16 protein-coding genes are annotated in these 21,453 nt (G+C 58.8%); 15 read left to right on the top strand and 1 reads right to left on the bottom strand.

What is annotated here, in order from left to right:
- Positions 1–135 precede the first annotated feature (135 nt).
- The 15 genes from tagH to GIW79_RS13750 all read left to right on the top strand — a co-directional run bounded on the left by tagH (position 136) and on the right by GIW79_RS13750 (position 20,803).
- Entirely contained in the window at positions 136–1,266 is a 1,131-nt protein-coding gene (gene tagH, locus GIW79_RS13820; protein ID WP_236453259.1) for a type VI secretion system-associated FHA domain protein TagH, read from the top strand.
- Positions 1,266–1,757 (top strand): type VI secretion system lipoprotein TssJ, encoded by a 492-nt coding sequence (gene tssJ, locus GIW79_RS13815; RefSeq protein ID WP_236453256.1) that lies wholly within the window; start codon positions 1,266–1,268, stop codon positions 1,755–1,757. Before tagH ends, tssJ begins: the two co-directional genes overlap by 1 nt.
- A gap of 137 nt (positions 1,758–1,894) precedes the next feature.
- Positions 1,895–2,740 carry a hypothetical protein gene (locus GIW79_RS13810; RefSeq protein WP_236453253.1) on the top strand — a complete coding sequence of 282 codons (846 nt, stop codon included), beginning with the start codon at positions 1,895–1,897 and terminating at the stop codon, positions 2,738–2,740.
- Between the two features lie 6 nt (positions 2,741–2,746).
- Entirely contained in the window at positions 2,747–4,912 is a 2,166-nt protein-coding gene (locus GIW79_RS13805; RefSeq protein WP_236453249.1) for a lipase family protein, read from the top strand.
- 233 nt (positions 4,913–5,145) lie between these two features.
- Positions 5,146–6,477: a type VI secretion system baseplate subunit TssK gene (gene tssK, locus GIW79_RS13800; protein WP_236453246.1), complete on the top strand. Its 1,332-nt coding sequence runs from the start codon at positions 5,146–5,148 to the stop codon at positions 6,475–6,477.
- Positions 6,478–6,482: 5 nt separating this feature from the next.
- Positions 6,483–7,397 (top strand): type IVB secretion system protein IcmH/DotU, encoded by a 915-nt coding sequence (gene icmH / locus GIW79_RS13795; RefSeq protein ID WP_236453243.1) that lies wholly within the window; start codon positions 6,483–6,485, stop codon positions 7,395–7,397.
- Entirely contained in the window at positions 7,378–8,220 is an 843-nt protein-coding gene (locus GIW79_RS13790; RefSeq protein ID WP_236453240.1) for a hypothetical protein, read from the top strand. The genes icmH and GIW79_RS13790 overlap by 20 nt, the downstream gene beginning before the upstream one ends.
- 6 nt (positions 8,221–8,226) lie before the next feature.
- Positions 8,227–10,392 carry a lipase family protein gene (locus GIW79_RS13785; RefSeq protein ID WP_236477377.1) on the top strand — a complete coding sequence of 722 codons (2,166 nt, stop codon included), beginning with the start codon at positions 8,227–8,229 and terminating at the stop codon, positions 10,390–10,392.
- A gap of 24 nt (positions 10,393–10,416) precedes the next feature.
- On the top strand, positions 10,417–11,598 hold the full coding sequence (locus tag GIW79_RS13780) for a hypothetical protein (RefSeq protein ID WP_236453233.1): 1,182 nt from the start codon (positions 10,417–10,419) through the stop codon (positions 11,596–11,598).
- A gap of 6 nt (positions 11,599–11,604) precedes the next feature.
- Complete coding sequence (locus GIW79_RS13775) at positions 11,605–13,770, top strand: lipase family protein (protein WP_236477376.1); 2,166 nt, start codon at positions 11,605–11,607, stop codon at positions 13,768–13,770.
- Positions 13,771–13,794: 24 nt separating this feature from the next.
- Positions 13,795–17,310 (top strand): type VI secretion system membrane subunit TssM, encoded by a 3,516-nt coding sequence (tssM, locus tag GIW79_RS13770; protein ID WP_236453230.1) that lies wholly within the window; start codon positions 13,795–13,797, stop codon positions 17,308–17,310.
- Positions 17,310–18,032: a PP2C family protein-serine/threonine phosphatase gene (locus GIW79_RS13765; protein ID WP_236453228.1), complete on the top strand. Its 723-nt coding sequence runs from the start codon at positions 17,310–17,312 to the stop codon at positions 18,030–18,032. The genes tssM and GIW79_RS13765 overlap by 1 nt, the downstream gene beginning before the upstream one ends.
- Positions 18,029–19,042: a serine/threonine-protein kinase gene (locus GIW79_RS13760; protein ID WP_236453214.1), complete on the top strand. Its 1,014-nt coding sequence runs from the start codon at positions 18,029–18,031 to the stop codon at positions 19,040–19,042. The genes GIW79_RS13765 and GIW79_RS13760 overlap by 4 nt, the downstream gene beginning before the upstream one ends.
- Positions 19,043–19,136: 94 nt before the next feature.
- Positions 19,137–20,573 carry a hypothetical protein gene (locus GIW79_RS13755; protein ID WP_236453212.1) on the top strand — a complete coding sequence of 479 codons (1,437 nt, stop codon included), beginning with the start codon at positions 19,137–19,139 and terminating at the stop codon, positions 20,571–20,573.
- Positions 20,573–20,803 (top strand): hypothetical protein, encoded by a 231-nt coding sequence (locus tag GIW79_RS13750; RefSeq protein ID WP_236453209.1) that lies wholly within the window; start codon positions 20,573–20,575, stop codon positions 20,801–20,803. The genes GIW79_RS13755 and GIW79_RS13750 overlap by 1 nt, the downstream gene beginning before the upstream one ends.
- Positions 20,804–20,887: 84 nt before the next feature.
- Here the strand turns inward: GIW79_RS13750 and GIW79_RS13745 are convergent, their stop codons facing one another.
- Positions 20,888–21,406, bottom strand: a complete 519-nt coding sequence (locus GIW79_RS13745) for an Hcp family type VI secretion system effector (RefSeq protein ID WP_236453205.1) — start codon at positions 21,404–21,406, stop codon at positions 20,888–20,890.
- Between the last annotated feature and the right edge of the window lie 47 nt (positions 21,407–21,453).

The following is a 21,453-nucleotide window of genomic DNA, read 5'->3' as shown; positions in this document are numbered from 1 at the left end:
TTTTCACCTGTTTTTCTTCTTCTGCTGCTGTGCATCAGCGGCTGTACCGGCAACTACGTATTCAGCGACCCGGATTACCGCCCACTCGGTGATCCTCGCGCGCTCAACCGCAGTCAATGAGGCAGAGATCTCGACATGCAAATGATCATGGAAATCCTCAATCCTCCGGCATCCCTGCCGGAGCACTCCCGCAGCCAAGTTTTCACCTCAGCCGGTGGCGTGGCGGGTCGCAACGATGACTGCCACTGGTGCATCCCCGACCCGACAAAACAGCTCTCCGGCCAACATGCACGCATCAGTTTTCACGACGGCGACTTTTACCTCACCGATACCAGCAGCAATGGTACCTGGGAGGTGGATACCGGCAAGCGCCTGACCAAGGACCGGCCGCTGCGCCTGCGCAATCGCGCCGTTTACCGGCTGAGCCAATTCGAGATCGGCGTCCGCCTGGTACAACCCTCGGACCTGCTCACCCTCGGCGCCGGGCGCCCACTGCCCGCCGACAGCGTGATCCGGGAAGACTACCTCGATGCCGACCCCATCACATTGCTCGACCGGGTAGCACATCAAGCCAGTGATGATGACCTGAGCGATGTGCTCAACACTTCGCCGAAAGTCGACCAGCACGATGATCACACTCAGCTGGAGGCCACCCATGTGCGGGTACCGACCCTGGCACCCGCGCCTACGGCCATGGCATCTCCAGCCCCGCTCTCCTCGACGTCTTTCTGGAATGAATTCGGAAGCGCCCTGGGAATGGACCTGCTCCATCTTTCTGATCATGAGCGCGAGACACTGGCGGTCAATGCTGCCCACCTGCTGCGCAGTTGCACCACAGAGCTACAGCGATGCCTGCGTACCTGCGCCGAGCTCAAACACGACACCCGGATTGAATCGGACGTTGACGTTCGCCTGGACTCAGTAGCGGAGCTGGTGCATGCACCGCTGTCGGCCAGTTTGGCGCAAGTCGGTCGTAGCTGCCGCACGTTGCAACGCCATCAAGTGGCCACGCATGCCGCCAGCCGCACCGCATTGCGTAATGCGGTGGAACAACTATCGCCGGCCAATGTGACCTTGCACTTCGAACCCACCGCCTCGCGCCGCTGGTTCATTGCCGAAGGGCGATGGAAAACCTACTGCCGGCTGCATCAGGACCAACGCGAGGCACTCCTGCAACACCCTTTGGGAGAAGGCTACCCCCATGCCTACAACGAGCAGCAGCGCCTGCTCGACACCTTTGAGCAGCTGCCAACAGGAGAGATTTAATGCCTTACCTAAGAACATTGGCCTGCATGGCTTTGGGGCTGTTGCTGAGCGGGTGCTCGGCCCTGTCCCCCTATTCCTCCATGACCAAACTGGAACTGTCCCTTGCCGCCAGCGAGGACGTGAATCCAGATATCCATGACCGCCCTTCGCCCATCGTGTTGCGGCTGATGGAGCTCAAACACCCGGTGGCGTTTGAGAACGCCGACTTCTTCAGCCTGTATGAGCGCCCGAAGACTGCCCTGGCCGTCGACCTGGTGAACACCGAAGAACTGGAGTTGAGCCCCGGCAAACAGGTCGAGCTCAAGTTGAGTGTGGAGCCCTCCAGCCACTACGTGGGCGTACTCGCCGCCTACCGCGATCTACCAGAAACCCAATGGCGCTATGTGATCCCACTGAAGCCCGCCGAGATCAACCGAACCCATCTGATACTCGACCAGCACGGCATACGCCCCCCCGCCGATCCCAAGCCAGCCGCCGAGGGCAGACCATGAATACGGATAAGACTGCCTGGAAAGATTGCCTAGGCACCGAAAAGTCTGACCGCTGCCAACAACCGTCTCTGTTCAAAACCTTTCAAATGAACGGGAAGACTTGCACGGTCTATCCCGGCTGCACGGAGTAATCACGGATGACTTTTAAGCTTAAGGAAACCTGCCCAAAACGTGGCCTCTGGTGCAGCTTTCGCCTGATCCCACTGACCATTGCGCTACTCAGCCTCAACGCCTGCAGTTGGGTCGCCCTTGCGGCCAAGGAAGGTGCCGTCTCAGCCACCGGCCGCTATGGCTTGGACAGTTTCACCTTCGAGGGCTCGCTGCCGGCAGAGTTCGGCATGGACATCAAACCCTCGTACGACCCGGTCGATCCAGAGAGCAGCGTCTGTCAGCGCCAGAACCTGTATGGCGAATGGAGCCCGCGTTATTACGGCACCCGCGACACCGTGCCGATACAGGCTCAACCACAAACCTTCACACGCAAGCTGCCGCTGACCTACAGCGTTGGCCTGTGCAAGATGCGACTGACGGCGGTGGATCTGGAAGTCAATGGGCGTTACGGCCAGCAAGATTGGCAACAGACCTATGCCAATGGTGGCTTTAGGATTTTCAACCAGTTGCCGGCGGACGCGCCTGGGTTCGATGAAAACGGCATTCGCGCTGTAACCGCTCAATGCAGTTGGTTGTTCCAGCAGAGCAAAGCCAAATCCCGGTTGGGTGAAATCAGCAAGCTCCTCACCTGCGATGCCACGGGCACCCATTTGCAATACGACCAGTTGGCCGGCAAGACGGTGAAGTTGGCGATTGAGGTTAATCCTGAGGAAGAACCCTACTACGACGACACCTGGATCAAATTCCCAAACGGCTGGAAGCCATGCAAGACAGAAGGTAACGACTGGATTTGGTGCAGCCCCCCCCCCACATTCCAAACCTTTCAAATGAACGGCCAGACCTGCACGGTCTATCCCGGCTGCACGGAGTAATCACGGATGACTTTTAAACTCAAAGAGACCTGCCCCAAACGTGGCCTCTGGTGCAGCTTTCGCCTGGTTGATGAACATGGCGACGCGACACCTTATGCCAGCCTCGATTACACCCTGCATGACCGCATGGGCACGGCCTACTCGGGGACACTCGATACTGAAGGCTACGGCTATCTGGAAAACTTCTACTGCGGCCCTCTGATACTTGATCTGAGTGCACCGTATACGGGGCTCAATACTTCGTACAGACGTCTTCAAACTCGACAACAATTCAAACTTCCTTTAACCGCCCTCCAGGTCGCCGCCGAACAGTCCCCCACCGGCCCACGCATCGATGGCCGCACCTACAAGGCACTCGAACGCGCCGAAAAAGAGCAAGCCGCCTTTTTCCAAGTGGAAGTGCGTGACTTTGCCAAGCCGGGCGAAGCCGCCCACCTGCCGGAAGCCGATACCACCTTAAATCCGCGCCCCTCGCCTTACCTCAAGGAAGCCTGCACCCACTCCAACACCCAGCCCGGCATAGCCTTGATGGTCAACAAGCACAATGTGCTGGAAGTCAAAGCCCTGCGCGCATTGAGCCCGCTGTTTTCCCGTGACAAAGCCTTCTGTGCGTTAAACGCCTATCACCTGTCGATGATGGCCGTACTCAGCTATGCGCCATTTCATCGGGAGCGCACGCCCGACGAAGCCCCAACTCCACCGCCCTACAAAGTGCCGGGCTGCATCGGCAGCGTTCTGCAAAGCCAACTCGGCCACCTGATCCCGCCGACCCAGTTTAAGCAAAGCGGCCCGTTCTATCTGCTGAATGAAGAGGTGCCTTACTCCAAGCGTCTGGAGATCGTGCCTTACGATCCCGAACGCTATGCCAAGGAAGCTAAAGCCAACTGGAAGTACCCTGAAGGGGTGCATTTTTTGCACGATAAAGATACCGAGACCCAAGCCTTTATCACCCACAACGATAAGGTGGTGCTGATTTCGGTGCGTGGCAGCCAGGAGTTTTCGGACTTTTTGCGCGACGGGGATGCCCGACAAGTGCCCCATGTCGACGGCCAAGGAAAGATCCATCGAGGATCTCATGATGCCTTCCTGGTCGCCAGGAAATTCGTCGACACCTATATGGAAGCCTTTTATACAGGCAACCAAACCATCCTAGTCTGTGGGCATAGCTTGGGCGGCGCCATTGCTCTGCTACTGGCCGAATGGTTGCAACGCAAGTACTCCGACGATATCCAGCTCTACACCTACGGATCCCCGCGCACCGGCAACCGGACCTTCGCCAATGCCGCCCAATCCTTGCCGCATCACCGACTGGTCAACCACAACGACCCAATCCCGTCGGTACCGGCCACCTGGATGGATGCCGAGTGGAAAATGGCGCTACCCGGCAGTGCCATGCTCATCGCCAGTATCGGCAACCCCATGATCGGTACCTTCCTGCTACTGGGCGGCCTGCTCAACCTGCGTGGCGATCCCTACCAGCACCATGGCGAACAGCGGCACTTCATGCCGCGCAAAGCCGGCCAGAGCGCCGCCTCGTCGGTGCTCTGGCAACCCGGCTGCGCCGCCATCGAAGAACTGACCTGCGCGAAGTTCGCCGGCGCCATTGAGCTCAAGGGCGACATGCCCGCCCGCCAATCCTTCGCCACGCAAATGCTGTCGATGGGCGAACACTTCAATGACCCCGGCTATGCCAATGCTGCATTGGCCACCTTGCTGCGCTGGTACGCCAGCGTCTCGCGGGACAAAGACAAGGGCGCGCTGTTCACCGGCAGGGAGCGTAAGCAATTGGGTTTGCAGATTGAGGCTATTCAGACCGAGGTCGAACAAGTCCCGACGCTGACCTACACCCAGTTCCGCCACAACCTGCGAGGGCGAACCGACCTACGCTTCGATCGCCTGACCGAGCTGCAACTGCGCAGCCTGTTCCAGGACAGCCAGCAACAACTCAACGCCTTGCACACCCAGCAGCGCCAGGATCTGAGCCGGGCGCAAAAACGCCTGAAAGCGCAAAGCGAGCGAACACTCGGTTGGCAGGATGTGTTTGGCGATGTCGCCGACAGCCCGGCCCTGCAGCAGTTGCTTAATACCTGGCTAGCCCTAGACACCAACCAGGCGGCAGCCCGCCTGGCAAAAGTGTCCCAAGCCACTGACGAACAGCAGGCATACGCCTGAGCTACCCCCCGAAGAAGTGACCTCTCCTCACCCAGATGGGGTTGGGGATCTGTTGCCAAAAAGTCAATAAGGAGCATCGGTATGCGTTGTTTTTCACCCGTTTTTCTTCTGCAGCCGTGCATAAGCAATGGCTGCCGCAACTACGTATTCAGCGACCCGGATACCCACCTGATACTCGATCAGCATGGCATACGCCCGCCTGCCGATCCCAAGCCAGCCGCCGGGGGCAGATCATGAATACGGATAAAACTGTCTGGAAAGAAGGCATGTTGCTGCGCCCGCAACACTTCCAACAGAACGACCGCTACTACGCGCACCAGCTGAACATGCGCACCCAGTTGACTAGCCCCTACAGCTGGGGCTTCTTCAATTTGGAAGTGGACACCAGCTACCTGAAACAGAGCAAGGTACTGGTTCGCGCCGCCTCAGGGGTCATGCCGGATGGCACCTTTTTCGAGCTGACCCATGACCATCAGGCACTGACACTGGATGTGCCGTCAAACACCTATGACGTGCCCGTCTACCTGGGGCTTCCGCTAGTCAGTGGCAGCCAGGTTGAGACCCGCGACCCCGCCCAGACTGACGCGCTGGCGCGCTACCTCAGCCATGATTGCGACGTGAGCGACTCGAACGCCGGCGCGCATACGACCAAGATGATGAGTTGTGCCCGCCCGGATCTCCAGCTACTGCTGGGTGAGCAGCGCCGTGACAGCGCGTTTGTCAAAATTAAGCTCTGCCACATCCAAGGCGTGGACAACAACAAAACTGTGATGCTGCAGTCAGGCTTTCAGCCCAGCCATCTGCATTTTCACGCCTGCAAAGTCCTGATTGAGAGCGTGGAGCAGGTACTCAACCAGCTCAACAGCCGCGGCGAAGCCATCGCTGACCGGATGCGCTCCACCGGCCAGATTGGGGGGGCCGAGCTGGGCGACTTCATGATGCTGCAGTTGATCAACCGCTCGGAGCTGCTGCTACGCCACTACCTGGCGATGGACCAGTTGCATCCCGAACAGGTCTATCGCAGCCTGCTAGCGTTGGTCGGAGATCTCTCCGCGTTCTCCAGCGCACGCAGGCCCGAGGCGGTACTCGCTGGCTATGACCACCAGGATCAGCTCGGGTGTTTCCTCAAGCTCCGGGACGAAATCAGCCATGTGCTGTCGCTGGTTCTGGAACAGCACGCCGTCGAGCTGTCGCTGGAGCAACACAAATACGGCGTGCAGGTGGCGCGCATGGAAGACTCGTCCTTCCTCAAGAACGGCTACTTCGTACTGGTCGCCAGTGCCCAGTGCGAGATGGGCGAACTACGCCAGCGCCTGCCCCAGCATCTGAAAATCGGCACCGTCAACAGCATCCGCGACCTGGTCAATCTACATCTGCCCGGTATCAAGCTGAGCCCACTGCCTGTGGCACCCAGGCAGATCCCGTACCACACGGACAAATCGTATTTCAAGCTCGAACTCTCCACCCAGGACATCTCGGACCTGGAGAACTCCCGTGGCTTCGCGCTTCACCTGTCGGGTGAATTCACCGCGCTTGAACTGCAATTCTGGGCCATCAGGAGCTGATCACCATGCAACGCGACACTTTTGGCAGCCTGGACAACAAGACCGTGATCGTCAACCTGGATGGCACGGCCCCCGCTCAGAGCCCATTGACCGACTTTGAGCAGCCGCCGCGCTATGAAGAGCTGGAATCGCACTATGTGTATTCGGCACGAAAGGAGGCCATCCAAACCTTCAGCATCAGCCCCAATCCCTTGGTGGCCGCAGCGGCGGATCTGCTTTCCGATGTGGTCAGGCTCAAGCAACGCAAACGCTGCAAAGACCTCATCAAGCTCAATAAACGCCTGAACAACGACATCAAGGCGTTCGAACGCCGGACCCGATTGGCCGGGGTGGAACACTACGAAGTTCAGACCGCCCGGTACCTGCTATGCACCGTGGTTGACGAAGCGGTCCTGACTACTGAGTGGGGCAAGCACAGCGACTGGCCGCATCGCAGCCTGCTCAGCCACTTCCATAACGAGACCTCTGGCGGTGAGAAATTCTTCCTGCTGGTGGAGCGGGTGATCAAGAACCCGGCCCGGCACCTGCACATGCTTGAGCTGATGTACCTGTGCCTGTCGCTGGGGTTCAAGGGCAAGTACGCGATGGACACGACAGGCGGGAGCGTGGAGCTGGAAGAGATCCGCGACGACCTCTATCGGCACATTCGTCAGTTGCGTGGCGATACCCCGCATGAGCTATCGCCGCAATGGCAGGGCCTGCTTCGAGAGCATCGAACACACACACGGTTGGTGCCGTGGTGGTTGGTAGCATTGTTCACTGTGATCAGCCTCGCCACGCTCTACGCCGGCTTTGCCTGGGTGCTGAAAGAGCAACGGGGGGCCGTGCTTGAGCCTTTCCAATTGCCTGCACCAACGGCGATTGAACAGACGAACAGCGTGCTGCCCAAGGAGGTTGCGAATGCGCCCTCCAATCGCTGATTCGGCTGCTGTGCCTGAACACAGAAGACCTCTGAGATGCCTGCGCCTGGGCATCCTTGCCATTGCCCTGCTCAGCCTGAATGCCTGCAGTTGGGTCGCCCTCGCCGCCAAGGAAGGTGCCGTCTCAGCCACCGGCCGCTACGGCCTGGACAGCTTCACGTTCGAGGGCACGCTGCCGGCGGAATTCGGTATGGACATCATGCCCTCGTATGACCCGGTCGATCCAGAAAGTAGCGTCTGCCAGCGCCAGAACCTGCAGGGCGAGTGGAGCCCTCGCTACTACGGCGCCAGCGACAACATACCCATTCAGGCGCAACCGCAAACCTTTACCCATAAGGTGCCGCTGACCTACAGCGTTGGCCTGTGCAAGATGCGGCTGACGGCCCTGGATTTGAATATCAACGCTCGCCATGGCCAACAAAAGTGGCAACAGACCTACGCCAATGGTGGCTTCAGGATTTTCAAACAACTGCCGGCAGGCGCTCCAGGGTTCGATGAAAAGGGCATTCGCGCCGTAACAGCTCAGTGCAGTTGGCTGTTTCAGGAAAGCCAACTTTACCTTCAGCTATCGAAGCTTCTCACCTGCGCAGCCACGGGTACCCATCTGCAATACGACCAGTTGGCCGGTAAGACGGTTAAGTTGGTTATTGAGGTCAATCCGGAAGAACGACCCACGATGCGCAACAGATGGATCAAATCAGAAGCAGGTTGGAAACCTTGCCTAGGCACCGAAAAATCTGACCGCTGCCAGCAACCACCTGTCTTTAAGACCTTCCAGATGGACGGGCAGACCTGCACGGTCTATCCCGGCTGCACGGAGTAGTCACAGATGACGACAAAACTAAAAGAGACCTGCCCAAAACGAGGTTCATGGTGCAGCTTTCGCCTGGTGGACGAACAGGGTGAAGCATCACCCTATGCTGGCCTTGATTACACCTTGCACGACCGCATGGGCATGGCCTACTCGGGAACGCTCGACAATGAGGGTTACGCGCGCCTGGAGAACTTCTATTTCGGCCCTTTGATACTCGACTTGTCGATGCCCTATCAATCCGGAGAGAAATGGTATGAGGATTTGGTCGAACGTGAGCATTTCCCACTTCCTTTGACTGCCCTTCAGGTCGCCGCAGAGCAATCCCCCTCCGGCCCGCGCAAAAACGACCGCACTTACCTAGCACGGCAACGCGCTGAACAGGAACAGGCCGCTTTTTTCCAAGTGGAAGTGCGTGACTTTGCCAAGCCCGGCGAAGCCGCCCACCTGCCGGAGGCCGATACCGCATTGGATTCGCGCCCCTCACCCTATCTCAAGGAAGCCTGCACCCACTCCAACGCCCAGCCCGGCATCGCCTTGATGGCTAACCAGCACAATGTGCTGGAAGTAAAAGCCCTGCGCGCATTGAGCCCGCTGTTTTCACGTGACAAAGCCTTCTGCGCCTTGAACGCCTATCACCTCTCGATGATGGCCGTACTCAGCTATGCATCGTTTCACCGGGAGCGCAAGCCCGACGAAGCCCCGACGCCACCGCCCTACAGCGTGCGGGGCTGCATCGGTAATGTTCTGCAAAGCCAGCTCGGCCACCTGATCCCACCGACCCAATTCAAACAAAGCGGCCCGTTCCATCTGCTAAGTGAAGAGGTGCCCTACTCCAAACGTCTGGAGGTGATGCCTTACGACCCTGATCGTTATGCCAAGGAAGCCAAGGATCAGTGGGAGTATCCCGAACAGGTGCACTTTCTTCATCATAAGAAGACTGAAACCCAGGCCTTTATCACCCACAACGATAAGGTGCTGTTGATCTCGGTGCGTGGCAGCCAGGAACTCGCCGACTTTCTGCGCGATGCGGATGCACGACAAGTGTCCCATGCCGACGGCCAGGGAAAGATCCATCGGGGCTTTCATGATGCCTTTTTGGTCGCCAGGGCATTTGTAGAGAGATACATGAGAGCGTTCTACCGCAAGGGGCAAACCATTCTTGTTTGCGGGCATAGCTTGGGCGGGGCTATTGCTCTGCTGCTGGCCGAATGGCTGCAACGCTTACCCAACAGTCCAGATGTCCAGCTCTACACCTACGGATCCCCGCGCACCGGCAATCGGACCTTCGCTCAGGCCGCCCAGTCCCTGCCCCACCATCGGCTGGTCAACCACAACGACCCAATCCCGTCGGTTCCGGCCACCTGGATGGACGCCGAATGGAAAATGGCGCTACCCGGCAGTGCCATGCTCATCGCCAGTATCGGCAACCCAATGATCGGTACCGTCCTGCTACTGGGCGGCCTGCTCAACCTGCGTGGCGATCCCTACCAGCACCATGGCGAACAGCGGCACTTCATGCCGCGCAAATCCGGCTTGACCGCGGCCTCGCCGGTGCTCTGGCAACCCGGCTGCGCGGCCATCGAAGAGCTGACCTGCGCGAAGTTCGCCGGCGCCATCGAGCTCAAAGGCGACATGCCCGCGCGCCAGTCCTTCGCCACGCAAGTGCTGTCGATGGGCGAACACTTCAATGACCCCGGCTATGCCAATGCCGCATTGGCCACCTTGCTGCGCTGGTACGCCAGCGTCTCCCGGGAGAAAGAAACGGGCGCGCTGTTCACCGACAGGGAGCGTAAGCAACTGGGATTGCAGATTGAGTCCATTCAAGCCGAGGTCGAGCAGGTCCCGGCACTAACCTACACCCAGTTCCGCCACAACCTGCGAGGGCGGACCGACTTACGCTTCGAACGCCTGACCGAGCTGCAACTGCGCACGCTGTTCCAGGACAGCCAGCAGCAACTGAACGCCTTGCGCACCCAGCAGCGTCAGGAGCTCAGCCGGGCGCAAAAACGCCTGAAAGCACAAGGCGAGCGAACACTCGGTTGGCAGGATGTGTTTGGCGATGTCGCCGACAGCCCAGCCCTGCAGCAGTTGCTCAAGGCTTGGCTTGCCCTGGACGCCAACCAGGCGGCAGCGGGCCTGGCCAAGGTCACCCCAAAAAATACCGAACGGGCCTACGCCTGATTTCTACCTCAGAGAGCCTCTTCGATGAAAACGCTATTCACCTCACTGACCCGCCTCTTGGCCCAGACGTGGCTATGGAGCCTGCTCGTGGTTATCACTCTGGCCTTGCTGATCTGGTTCGCTGGCCCCTTGTTGGCGGTGGCTGATCACCGTTTCTGGGAAAGCGCCACGTCGCGGTTGCTGACCATCTGCGGGCTGTTGCTCGCCTGGGGCCTGTTTCTTGTCGCCAGTGATCGGCGCAAAGCCTCCGGTTCGGTAAACAACGACAAGGATCCCCTGCCGCCCTCACGGCGTGCTGTCGACATGGAACAGGCCACGTTGCGTCGCCTGTTCAAATGCGCCGTGCAGACCCTGCAACGATCCGGGTTTTACAGCGGCCATAGTGCACGGTGGCGCAAAGAGTTGAAGTACTTACGCCTGGGTAGCCTTGCCATTGCCCTGTTCGGCCTGAACGCCTGCAGTTGGGTCGCCGTAGCCGCCAAGGAAGGCGCAGTCGCGGCCACCGGCCGCTACGGCCTGGACAGCTTCACTTTCGAGGGCACGCTGCCGGCGGAGTTCGGCATGGACATCATGCCCTCCTATGACCCGGTGGATCCCGAGAGCAGCGTCTGTCAGCGACAAAACCTGTATGGCGAATGGAGCCCGCGCTACTACGGCACCAGCGACAACATACCCATTCAGGCGCAACCGCAGAGCTTTAAGCACAAGGTTCCGCTGACCTACAGCGTTGGCTTGTGCAGGATGCAATTGACCTCCGTAGACCTGGATATCAATGGGCGCCATGGCCCTCAGCGTTGGCAACAGACCTACGCCAATGGTGGTTTCAGGATCTTCAAACAACTGCCGGCAGACGCACCTGGGTTCGACAAAGATGGCGTGCGCGCCGTGACCGCTGAATGCAGCTGGCTATTTCAGCAAAGCCAGGCCAAGTCACGCTTTGGCGAGCTTGAAAAGCTCCTCACTTGTGAGGCCACGGGAACCCATCTGCAATACGACCAGTTGGCCGGCAAGACAGTGAAGTTGGCCATTGAGGTCAATCCGGTGGAGGAACCCTACTACGACAACACCTGGATCAAGTTTCCGAATGGCTGGAAACCCTGCCTTCCCAAAGAGGGTGGATGGATCAAGTGCCAAGAACCTCCCATTTTCAAAACCTTTCAAATGAACGGGCAGACCTGCACGGTTTATCCCGGCTGCACGGAGTAATCACGGATGACTTTTAAACTCAAAGAAACCTGCCCTAAACGTGGCCTCTGGTGCAGCTTTCGCCTGGTTGACGAACATGGCGATGCGACACCTTATGCAGGCCTTGATTACACCCTGCATGACCGCTGGGGGATGTCTTACTCGGGCGTGCTTGATCATGAGGGGTATGGCTATCTGGAAAACTTCTACTACGGACCACTGATACTTGATCTTTCAATGCCTTATCGAGGAACTGTTGACCCTTGGTATGAAGTCATCCAGCAACGTAAAGCGTTCAAACTTCCCCTGACCGCCCTCCAGGTCGCCGCCGAACAATCCTCCAGCGGCCCACGCATCAATGGCCGCACCTACAAGGCACGCGAACGCGCCGAACAGGAGCAGGCTGCCTTTTTCCAAGTCGAAGTCCGCGACTTTGCCAAACCCGGAGAAGCTGCCCACCTGCCGGAGGCCGATATCACCTTGGATCCGCGCCCTTCGCCCTTTCTCAAGGAAGCTTGCACCCACTCCAACACCCAGCCCGGCATCGCCTTGATGGTCAACAAGCACAATGTGCTGGAAGTCAAAGCCCTGCGCGCATTAAGTCCGCTGTTTTCCCGTGACAAAGCCTTCTGTGCCCTGAACGCCTATCACCTGTCGATGATGGCCGTGCTCAGCTACGCCCCGTTTCACCGGGAACGCAAGCCTGACGAAGCGCCAACACCACCTCCCTACACCGTGCCGGGCTGCATTGGCAGCGTCCTGCAAAGCCAGCTCGGCCACCTGATCCCGCCGACCCAGTTCAAGCAAAGCGGTCCGTTCCATCTACTGAGTGAAGAGGTGCCTTACTCCAAGCGTCTGGAGATCATGCCTTACGACCCGGAACGCTACGCCAAGGAAGCCAAGGCCAATTGGAAGTACCCCGAGGAGGTTCATTTTCTCCATCACAAGAAGACTGAAACCCAGGCCTTTATTACCCACAACGATAAGGTGGTGTTGATTTCGGTACGTGGCAGTCAGGAGTTTGCTGATTTCCTGCGCGATGCGGATGCCCGACAAGTGCCCCATGCAGATGGTCAGGGAAAGATCCATCGCGGCTTTCATGATGCCTTTTTGGTCACCCGGAAGTTTGTAGATCAATACATTAAAGCGTTCTATCGCAATGGACAAACCATCATCGTCAGCGGCCACAGCCTCGGCGGCGCCATTGCCCTGCTGCTGGCCGAATGGCTACAACGCGAATACTCCGACGATATCCAGCTCTACACCTACGGTTCCCCACGCACCGGCAACCGGACCTTCGTCCAGGCCGCTCAGTCCCTGCCCCATCACCGCCTGGTCAACCACAACGACCCAATCCCGTCGGTACCGGCCACCTGGATGGACGCCGAATGGAAAATGGCGCTACCCGGCAGTGCCATGCTCATCGCCAGTATCGGCAACCCAATGATCGGTACCGTCCTGCTACTAGGGGGCCTGCTCAATCTACGTGGCGATCCCTACCAGCACCATGGCGAACAGCGGCACTTCATGCCACGCAAAGCCGGCCAAAGCGCCGCCTCGTCGGTGCTCTGGCAACCCGGCTGCGCGGCCATCGAAGAGCTGACCTGCGCGAAGTTCGCCGGCGCCATCGAGCTCAAAGGCGACATGCCCGCGCGCCAGTCCTTCGCCACGCAAGTGCTGTCGATGGGCGAACACTTCAATGACCCCGGCTATGCCAATGCCGCATTGGCCACCTTGCTGCGCTGGTACGCCAGCGTCTCCCGGGAGAAAGAAACGGGCGCGCTGTTCACCGACAGGGAGCGTAAGCAACTGGGATTGCAGATTGAGTCCATTCAAGCCGAGGTCGAGCAGGTCCCGGCACTAACCTACACCCAGTTCCGCCACAACCTGCGAGGGCGGACCGACTTACGCTTCGAACGCCTGACCGAGCTGCAACTGCGCACGCTGTTCCAGGACAGCCAGCAGCAACTGAACGCCTTGCGCACCCAGCAGCGTCAGGAGCTCAGCCGGGCGCAAAAACGCCTGAAAGCACAAGGCGAGCGAACACTCGGTTGGCAGGATGTGTTTGGCGATGTCGCCGACAGCCCAGCCCTGCAGCAGTTGCTCAAGGCTTGGCTTGCCCTGGACGCCAACCAGGCGGCAGCGGGCCTGGCCAAGGTCACCCCAAAAAATACCGAACGGGCCTACGCCTGATTTCTACCTCAGAGAGCCTCTTCGATGAAAACGCTATTCACCTCACTGACCCGCCTCTTGGCCCAGACGTGGCTATGGAGCCTGCTCGTGGTTATCACTCTGGCCTTGCTGATCTGGTTCGCTGGCCCCTTGTTGGCGGTGGCTGATCACCGTTTCTGGGAAAGCGCCACGTCGCGGTTGCTGACCATCTGCGGGCTGTTGCTCGCCTGGGGCCTGTTTCTTGTCGCCAGTGATCGGCGCAACGCCGCCGGTTCGGTAAACAACGGCCAGGATCCCCTGCCGCCCTCACGGCGTGCTGTCGACAAGGAACAGGCCACGCTGCGTCGCCTGTTCAAAAGCGCCGTGCAGACGCTGCAACGATCCGGGTTGTACAGCGGCCATAGTGCACGGTGGCGCAAAGAGTTGCCCTGGTACCTGATGATAGGCCCCGAAGGCGCAGGCAAGACCAGCCTGCTCGACCACTCCGGCGTCAAGTTTCCGCTCAACCAACTGGACGGCCAGCAGAGCAGCCCGCCGCCGGCAACCCAACAGTGTGACTGGTATTTCGCCGAACAAGGCGTGCTGCTGGATACCAGCGGCCGTTACCTGGCCGCACAGGAACCTGCGGACACCGAAGGGTGGCGTACCTTGCTGAAATTGTTGCGCCGTCGTCGGCTCAGCCGCCCTATCAATGGAGTGCTGGTCAATATTCCGATCACCCTGTTGCTGGACAGCAATCCCGAGCCGCTGAGGCACTTGGCCGGACAGGTCCGAAGCCGGCTGCTGGACATCCATCAGCGCCTGCATAGCCGGCTGCCGGTGTACCTGGTACTCACCAAGGCCGATAGCGTTCAAGGTTTCGATGCTTTTTTCAGCCAGCTCTCCCGAGAAGAAAGCCAACAGGTGTTGGGGATCAGCTTCAAGGAGCACCAGCAAGGCACCGACCCAACGGTGCTGCATGAAACCTTCGAAGACCTGCTCCGGCGCTTGAACAGCCAGGTTGTGATGCGCCTGCAGCAGGAACGCAGCATCGAATCCAGGGGCCGCATTCTGGACTTCCCACACCGGCTGGGCCTGATCGGCACCCACCTGGCGCTGCTGGTTGAAACCGCCTTTGCCGGCAACCGCTATGAGCCTGCCAGCCAGTTACGCGGCGTCTACCTGGCCAGCGTTCCGCACTGGGACAGTGCCACCCCCAGCAGTACCGCTGACCCGGACGAGGTGGAAGCGCCGGTAGTAGCGCCACGTACGCTGCGCACAATGCGTGGCGCCCCGCGCTTTGTGCATCATCTGCTTACCCGCGTGGTATTTCCTGAAGCCGGATTGGCGGGGTTGGACGCACGGGAATCACGCCGCCTGCACTGGGGGCAACGGGCGTTGTACGCCGGCGCACTGGGTTGCCTGGCGTTGTTCGGGCTGCTGTGGATTGGTGGTTTCACGCAGAATCACCAACGCTTCGAACAGTTGCGCACCCTGGGCCAACAGTTCGGGCAGCAACTGGCGGCAATCACCCCCCAGGATGATGCACTGGGGGTCTTGCCCGAGCTGGAAACCAGTTACCGCGCCACACAAGTATTCCCGCCTCAGTCGGCACTGGCACTGCACGAACGTACTGGCCTGTACCAAGGTGAGCCTGCCACCGCCGTTCTGCAGCAACGCTACCAGCATGAGCTGGACAGGCAATTGCTGCCGCGCGTTGCACGTCAGTTGGAAGGGCAAATCCGCGCAAACCTGAGCAACCGGCAAGCACTGCTCGACAACCTGCGTACCTACCTGATGCTGGGCCGCCCGGAACACCGTGACAACGACACCCTCAAAGACTGGGTAGCCACGGACTGGGATCGACGCTACGCCGGCAATGTGGCCGCGCAGGCAAGTTTGAACGAACACTTCTCCCGCCTGCTGCAACAGCCCTTCGAGTATCCACTCAACGACAGCCTGGTCACCCAGGCCCGCCAGGCGCTGCGCAAGGAGCCGCTGGCCCAGTTGGTCTACCGCAGCCTGCGCGAGCAGTCGCGCAACCTGCCGCCGTATCGTCTGGACGAGCATCTGGGGCCGCAGGGGCTGGCGTTGACCGGAACCCATACGGTAATCCCAGGCCTGTACACACAGCAGGGCTATCAGCAGTACTTCCTGGTGCGCGGTGCAACGCTTGTTCACGAGTTCCTGCGCGACAACTGGGTGATGGGCGAAAGCAGCAGCCTCAACCCCATCCAGCTGCGCGACCTGCTGGCCGAACTGGAGCAACTGTACTTTCGCGACTACGGCGAGCACTGGGATCAGGCCTTGGCCAAAGTTGCATTGCAACCGCTCAACAGCCTCGCCCAGGGGGCCGACCAGGCCGCCGCACTGATTGCCTCCAATTCGCCCCTGGTGCAGTTGTTGACGCAACTACGCGACAACACACGCTTCCCGACCGTCGGCGAAGCCGTAGCAGACGTAGCCGACGCCGCGGGCCAGATCGCGGATGTGGCTGGCCCTGTAGGCGGCCTCACGAAAGCGGTCGCCCAGAAAGCCACCACCACCCTGGCGGATAAACGTCCAGTAACGGCCAAGGCCGCCCTGCAGCGGCGCTTCGAACCGCTCCATCGGCTGTTGGACGACAATGGCGGTACTGGCCCAGAGTTGGCTCCAGCCATGGCCGCCCTCACCGACCTGCATCAACAATTGCTGGCGGTCAGCCAAGGCAACCAGCCCGATTACGCGGCCTTCGAACTGGCTAAATCCCGCCTGAGCGGCCAGCGCAGTGCCTTGGATAGCGTACGCGCATCGGCGGCCCGCTTACCCGCACCGATCACCCATTGGCTGCGCGGGATGAGCGACGACAACTGGCAACTGGTGTTGGGCGATGCCTACCACTACCTCAACAAGCGTTATCAAGGCGAGCTCTACAGCGTCTATACAACCGCCTTGCATGAGCGATATCCGTTCCATGCCCATAGCGCCAGCGATGTTGCGATCGCCGACTTCCGGGAGTTCTTCAAAGCCCAAGGCACCGTCGACAGTTTCTTCGATACCTACCTGAAACCCTTCGTCACCTTTGACGGTAACCAGTACCGCCTGCGCAGTGTCGAGGGCCGGAGCCTGCCAGTGTCCCGCGGCATCCTGCAGCAGATGAGCAACGTGCAACAGATCCGTCGTGGTTTCTTTGCCGAAAATGCCTCGGAACCCTTGATCAAATTCAGCCTGGAACCCTACTCGCTCGACGCCAACCTGAGTCGCGCCGACTTCCGCTTTGGTGACAAGCAGCTGGAATATCGGCATGGCCCCATCACGTCAGCCAACTTTCAGTGGCCCAACGAAGCGAGCGATGGCCTCACCAGCCTGCTGGTTGAAGACCTCAGCGGGCACCGCACGGGTATTCAGAAGAACACCGGGCAATGGTCACTGTTTCGGCTGTTCGACCTGATGGAAACCGAGGCGCATCGCGGACGTGATGTGCTGATGCTGAAAGCCGATGTCGGCGGGTTGCGTGCCAACTACCTGCTGCTGAGCCAGCGTTCGCCCAACCCTTTCGACCTGACGGCAGTGCGCAACTTCCGTCTGCCGGCGGCGTTGTAATGATCGGGTCCTGGAGCAGTGCCGCCCACACTGACCCGGGCAAGGTGCGGGCGCGCAATGAGGACGCCTTTCTCAACTGCCCCGAGCGCGGGCTCTGGGCCGTTGCCGATGGCATGGGCGGCCACCAAGCCGGCGACCTTGCCAGCCGCCTGGTAGTCGACAGCCTGCTCGCCCTACCGGCAGCGGGTGATTACGCGGAGCGCCTGGCGCAGTTGCGCCAATGCCTGCACTGGCTCAACCGTCGGCTCAATCAGGAGCTGACGGTGACGCCACAACGGCGGGACACCACCATGGGCAGCACGGTAGTGGCCCTGCTGATGCATGACAACCGGCTGGCCTGTGTGTGGGCCGGTGACAGCCGCTGCTACCTCTGGCGCGACAATCGCCTCTACCAGCTTTCACGCGATCACTCCTTGCTCGAACACCTGGTGGCGCAGCAGCACATGAGCCTCGAACAGGCCTGCCTGCACCCCTCTGCCCAGGCGTTGACCCAGGCCATCGGCGCCAAAGCGCAGCTGGAACTGGACGTGCTGGAGCTCTCCCCCCGGCCGGGCGATGTCTTCCTGTTGTGCAGCGATGGGTTGTATCAGGAACTCAGCAGCGAGGCGGTTGGCCAGGCACTCAGCCTTGCCACGCCGCAGGCCGCCGTGAAGCAACTGGTCGAATCGGCGCTGCGCGGCCCGGCGCACGACAACCTGACGGCCGTGGTGGTGCGGCTATGACCGACCTGCACAGCGACATCATCACCGGCCTGCCGCCAGGGAAAAACGCCTCGCAGCCAACCTACTTCGCCTTCGCCGCACAACCTGATGTGGCCACTACAGCGATACCACTTGAACCCTTACCGGAGCGGTTGAACGATCGCTATCGGCTGGAACGCCTGCTCGGCGTGGGGGGCATGAGCGCCGTCTACTGCGCCCACGATGCACTACGTGCCCAGTTTGGCGACCCTCAGCCCTATGTGGCGATCAAGGTCATGAACGACAGCCATGCGGCGTGCCCGGATGCCAATGCGTTGTTGTTCAGTGAATTTGCGCTGACCCAGCACCTGCACCATCCCCATGTGATCCGGCTTTACGACTACGCCGTCGATGGGCCATCGCAACGGGGTTTCATCAGCATGGAATGGCTGCAGGGTGCGCCCCTCGACCGGGTGATCGCCGAGTGCCCGCAGGGAGTGTGCTGGGACCTGCTGCAGCCACTGGCGCTGGCCATGCTCGATGCGGTGGTGCATGCCCATCTCCACGGTGTGGTGCATGGCGATTTGAAGCCCAGCAACCTGATGCTGGGGGACAACGGGTTACGCCTGTTCGACTTCGGTTTGGCCGCCTCGAATGACGCCCGCTTGCTCGGCCTGCCACGATTGCAACGTGAGCGCATTGCCGCCTGGACACCCGGATACGCCGCACTGGAACTGCTGGAGGGTGGCGAGATCAGCCAGGCCTCCGACCTCTTCGCCCTCGCCTGTGTGTTGTACGAACTGGCGGGCGGCCAACATCCCTATCACCACTGCAGCGCCAAGCAGGCCAAGACGCAGCGGCTGGACCGTACGTTGGTGTGCCCGCCACATCTGCCCCGTGCCTGCTGGCCGGCGCTGCAGCTTGCGTTGAAGATCAACTCGGTCGCCCGGCGCATTTCAGCGCAGGAGTTACGCGCCGCCTTCAGTGAAGCGAATCGCCCACGCTGGTCAAGGTGGTTGCGCCCTTGGCATGCGCCGCCGAACCCGATCTAACCGAGGAGATACACCCGAAGCTTGCCACTGCCGATAGTTGATACGGCAGTGGCGATTCAAGGACAGAACAACCATTTGAAGGAGCTCATTGCCGATGAGCAGCGACAACTCAAGGAAATTGACGCCATCAGGGGTCTGCAGCACGACACAGCCGAATAGCTTCCCCCCACACGTGCCGCTTGTGCAAAGGCAGTTTGATTGCGAGGATCAAGCGCCTCGAAAACCTGACAAAAACAAGCACATTGGCCACATCTACGAGTGGAGTAACGGGGAACGATTGGACCCGAACATAGATTGTCATCTCACGATCGGGGGCGAGACGACAATCCACAAACTTGCGAATGGTAAAGATCTGTTTTGCGAAGCTCCACCCGGCGAATATAAAGCTGAGTTGCTTCAGAATTTTGATGAGCAAAAGCTCACCACAGCCCGACAGGAACTCAAAGACGCGCTTGACGCAATTATTAAACACGAGGAAGCCGAGGCTGCTGCGCTACAGAAAATTCAAGACCAGCAGAGTGCGTTCAGCAATGCTCTTGATCTAACCGGCAGCGCCGTGAGTGGATTCTTTTTAAGTGGCGTTGGACTGATCAAAGACACCAAAGCGTGGTCAGACCTTATCAACCCATTCAATCATTTTGCAAACGCTGCAATTTCTGCTTGGAATGCAAAAAGTAGCAATGGAAAATCTTGGGTCGAATCGTTCGCCAATAATTACTCAGAGGCACAGAAAAACGATCTCGTGAAGGCCCTCGGCTTTGATCCTTCAAAAATAAAACCTGAAGATCTTGCGCAAGCCTTTGAGATCGCTTGCTTCGTTTATGAAGACGCACCAAGCCAAGAGCTACTTAAAAATTTTTCGATTACCTACGTAAAAGCTCAGCACCGAAGGGAATGGGCGAAGGTTGCCGGAGCTGCAGTATTCGAGATCGTATTGGCTGCATTGCTGATTGTATTCACCGCCGGTGTTGGTCTTGCCGCTAGAGCGGCGGGATCTATTTCTACCAAGCTCCTGGGGCTTCTGAAAAAGCTTGGTGAAGTACTGAAAAAGCTGGGCGCTTGGCTAAGGTCCTACAGGATCAAATCAAATGGTACTGTGCGAGGCATATCGGGCAACGAGGCGGCTCCGGTTATCATTCCGCGACCTGCCCCATTGGTTATGGATGACATCACCCCGTCCAAGCCTGCACTACGCTCGAGTGATGCCACAAGTGTTAATGCCGCAGCTGCTTTAAAAGCTAAAACTTCAGGATTACAAAGCGCACAGCAAACGGCAGCTACCACGAAGACGTTGCCTGATGGCAGAATTCGTTACTACGATGAGGAAACGCTAGCTCGAAAAGAAGGACCTACACGTGGTGCCTCTTTTGTCACAGAGTACAACCCTAAGACAGGCTTCACGAGGCAATGGATGGAAAGCTATGATCATTCAGGCAACGTTAATCGAGTTCACCCCAAAAGCATCAATGGGCAAACATTGAAGGCGCAGCACTACCCACCAACAGGTGCAGAACTGGAGAGTTGGAAATAATGTACTCAAATAATGAACTTGCCATCGATCTTGAAAAAACACTTGCGAGAGGTTTTGATATAACCAAAATAGCTGAAGCAGCATTCAAAATACATCAAGACCATTGCTTAGAGCTCACTACCCCTATGCGTCGCGCGCTGCTTGTGTTGATGGCAATGGAAGAAGGGCCCGAGTTCGAGTTAACAGAAGCTGAATTCACGGATCTGATCACTGAAATTAAAGCAATGTAAAATGAAGAATATATACTGCTCATGACCTCACCAGCAGGGCAGTGGCCGAGTAAAGCCACTCCCCTTTACTTACAAGAACGAGCGTTATGCAGTGACCGGATTCCGCCAGTCATCAGACCCCGTCGTCCCACTGATTTCATGGGTCCAAATGATTTTCCGATAGGTGAAATACACATCTTCAAGATGGGTAAAATGCGCCATCGCCGGGTCCTGGCAGTTGGGCATGCGCGACTTCACATCTACAATAATCGCGTCTTCTAGTTCGATTGAGTAATAGTGCTCTTGCTGCCCTTTTGCAGACGTTCGATACCAAGCAAGGTGACATTTTTCAAGACGCTCGCCCGAGGTCAAGGCGTTGAAAATCAGCGGTGAAGACTTGTCGAAGACCTTGGTGATCATCAACGGCTTGTGTACCCGCTGCCCGGTTGGTTGTCCCGACTGGGGGTCACGCGGAATGATCACCTGGTGATCAAACGCCTGAACCAGAATCTTATCTTCATGGCCTTGCTGGTAGATGTTGCCGACCGAATCCGCAGTGAAGGTACCGGATGTAATCGCTCCTTGCTTGCTACCCTCGATAATCATATAGGCAGGTGTTGGCATTGCGCTTCTCCTTATTGGGTTGAAAGCACCGGGAGATGAACCAGTGC

It is taken from the genome of Pseudomonas sp. PA-7-1E, assembly GCF_021605325.1.
GTDB lineage: Bacteria > Pseudomonadota > Gammaproteobacteria > Pseudomonadales > Pseudomonadaceae > Aquipseudomonas > Aquipseudomonas fluorescens_BV.
This window is presented reverse-complemented; position numbering and strand designations above follow the sequence as displayed.